Genomic DNA, 2,367 nt, shown 5'->3' with positions numbered 1-2,367 from the left:
CCGCGGGACGCCCGCCGATCGATGCCCCGTCCGCGCCCCACGCCGCTGGCGGTGAGCCCGGCGTGCCGGCTGGCGAGTATCCGGCGCCCGCATCCGCCGCGCCCGGTGCAGGTGTGCACGAACCCGCGCCGATGGCGGCAGCCGAGCACCTGGTACCGGCCGCCGCCCCCGGCGGGGGTGTTCACGAACCCGCCCCGGTGAGCGCGGCTGCGGCATCAGGTGAGCATGCGCCGTCCGCCGGCATGCAGACGCCCAGCATGCCCGTGGCTGCCGATGGATACCCGGGCCAACCGACGCTTGCAACCGCGCACGCGCCCGAGGGTGCCCCGATGTCTCCGGCACACGAGCCAATCCCCGACTCATACCCCGGCGGCGCTCACCCACCCGAACCGCCGCGACACGACCCCGGCGGGCCGGGCGGAGGCGGTGGCCACGGTGGCGGTGGCGATGGCCACGGCGGTAGCGACGGCGGCGGCGGTGACGGCGGCGGGCATGGCGGCGGTGGTGACGGACACGTCGGTAGCGGCGGCGATGGCAGCGGCGGGCATGGCGGTGGCGATCATGATGCTAGTGGCGACCACGGCGGTGGTAGCAGCGATCATCATGGCAGCGGCGGGGATGCTGGCAATGGCGAAGAGCACCAGCCACCAACAGCACGCGAGGTGTTTCCCGACGCCAAACCGTATGGCGACCTTACTAAAGAGCAATACGAACAACAATTCATTGATGACAATGGCCACCTAATTTATCCCGATGAAAATGACCCAGCTAAGCCCTATGCGATTCCTGGAACGGTCCGCGATCTAACTGCGGAAGAGCTTATGAAGCTGGACGGCAAAATAGTCGACCGCATTGGGCACCCGGGTGGCGCGTGGTTCGCTCCAGAAGGGACGCCGTATGAAGGCCGCGCGCTTCCGCACGAAAGCTTAGACAAGGACCTGCACAAGTATGTCATACACCCGGAAAACGGTTTACCTCCAGGGTGGAAGCTTGAAGAATCTCGCGCAGCACCTTGGTTCGGTCAGGCTGGCGGTGAAACTCAATACAGACTTATTGCTCCGCCCGGCGTAAAAGCCCGTGTTCAAGATCTCATCGATAGAGGATTCTTGGAGGACGTATGCGACTAGTATATAGTAGGCCCTAATATGAACGATTACCAGATTGACTTGAGCCGATTTCCTCGGTCGCTGCACAGGATTGTAAAAGCATGGTACCAATGGCAGGTAGTAAACCTACGCAAACGGGGCAGTTACCCTGGCAAGGAGCAGCGCTCCCCTGAGCGTTGGGAAACTGAAGAGCAGGTTTTCTGGGGCGCGCGCCCGCCAGAAATGACGAACGTTTCCGAATTGGCTTTGGTGGACGATGCGGGCCTTTCCTACTACCTCGTGCCGGACGGTCCGGTATATTATATAGACGAGCAAGAACGTGGCTCCCGAGGCAGATATTGGATGTTCAGGAATTATGAAGATGCTGAGAAGTGTCTGCTGTTCTTAATAAGCCAAGCAGCTCGACCGGGCAAGTATTCTGATTCCCCCCGCTTTCGCTGGTACCAGGAAGGGCTGAACCCGAAGGTAACTCTGCACAAGCCGGACCCCGAGAATTTCCCGGGACGGGTTAGTTTGACGGTCGATCAAGAGTCGATTGATCGGGGCTGGATGGGTGAAAATGATGCCATCGCGTTCTCCCATGCGATCGTAATGACGTTCGAGGAACTTGATGCAGCCTTGCGGCAAGGGATCACACCCGAATGGTTCGATGTTAACATCATTGGCAATTAAGCGCATTTAGCTAGATGAACTTCAAAGACTGGCGTCTCACTAAACCGATTTGGCGACCTTGCGAAGCTTCTGATTGCGTGATGCAGGCTGTGCGAGCAAGCGACCACGTTAATTGGGAGTTGCTACACTTATCTGCCGCAATGATAAGGAGCAAGAACTCGCCGTGAGCGCGCCGATAATAGTGTTCGACCAGATGGACGTTGGGTCGCCTTTGGGTCACCTGAGTTCGCCGCTCGGTTGCCGCTGACCGCCGAGTTGTACAAAATACCGGCGAGCGCTAGTTAGCTTTGACGCGAAAATGCAGACGCATTCATTATACGAAGAGGAACGCCTGCCTGGTATCTCCCCTGAGCGTGCGAGCGAGCTGAGGGAGTACTAGAAGACTCGGTTCCACGACCGGGCGGTAGTTCTGAAATATTTGTTCCGCCGCGCGGGGGCCGCCAATAAGCAAGGTTCCGGTTACCTACTACGCACGCCTTGCAGGCGGACACACCCCAGAAGACCCATCTGGAGGTCAAGTCCCGGGAAGTGGTGTAGTGCTGCGTGATCCGGTGGGTTAGGCGGTGAGTGCGGGCATGTCGTTGGCTCC

Annotated in this window: 4 protein-coding genes; 2 read left to right on the top strand and 2 right to left on the bottom strand. The window is 59.8% G+C overall.

The window, feature by feature from the left end:
- Together AWC14_RS29165 and AWC14_RS28085 are read right to left on the bottom strand one after the other, a co-directional pair.
- Positions 1-185, bottom strand: a 185-nt coding sequence (locus AWC14_RS29165; RefSeq protein WP_211282296.1) for a hypothetical protein, incomplete at its 3' end; no start/stop codon positions are given.
- Positions 186-359: 174 nt separating this feature from the next.
- Positions 360-605 (bottom strand): hypothetical protein, encoded by a 246-nt coding sequence (locus AWC14_RS28085; RefSeq protein WP_142281621.1) that lies wholly within the window; start codon positions 603-605, stop codon positions 360-362.
- A gap of 57 nt (positions 606-662) precedes the next feature.
- Between AWC14_RS28085 and AWC14_RS08260 the strand changes: the two genes are divergently transcribed.
- Positions 663-1,127, top strand: coding sequence for a TNT domain-containing protein (locus AWC14_RS08260; protein WP_142281620.1), 465 nt, complete (start codon positions 663-665; stop codon positions 1,125-1,127).
- Positions 1,128-1,145: 18 nt separating this feature from the next.
- Positions 1,146-1,778: a hypothetical protein gene (locus AWC14_RS28080; protein WP_142281619.1), complete on the top strand. Its 633-nt coding sequence runs from the start codon at positions 1,146-1,148 to the stop codon at positions 1,776-1,778.
- The last annotated feature ends 589 nt before the right edge of the window (positions 1,779-2,367 follow it).

Source organism: Mycobacterium kyorinense (assembly GCF_002101735.1).
Taxonomy (GTDB): domain Bacteria; phylum Actinomycetota; class Actinomycetes; order Mycobacteriales; family Mycobacteriaceae; genus Mycobacterium; species Mycobacterium kyorinense.
The sequence above is the reverse complement of the archived record's forward strand: the minus strand, read 5'-3'. Positions and strand labels throughout refer to the sequence as shown.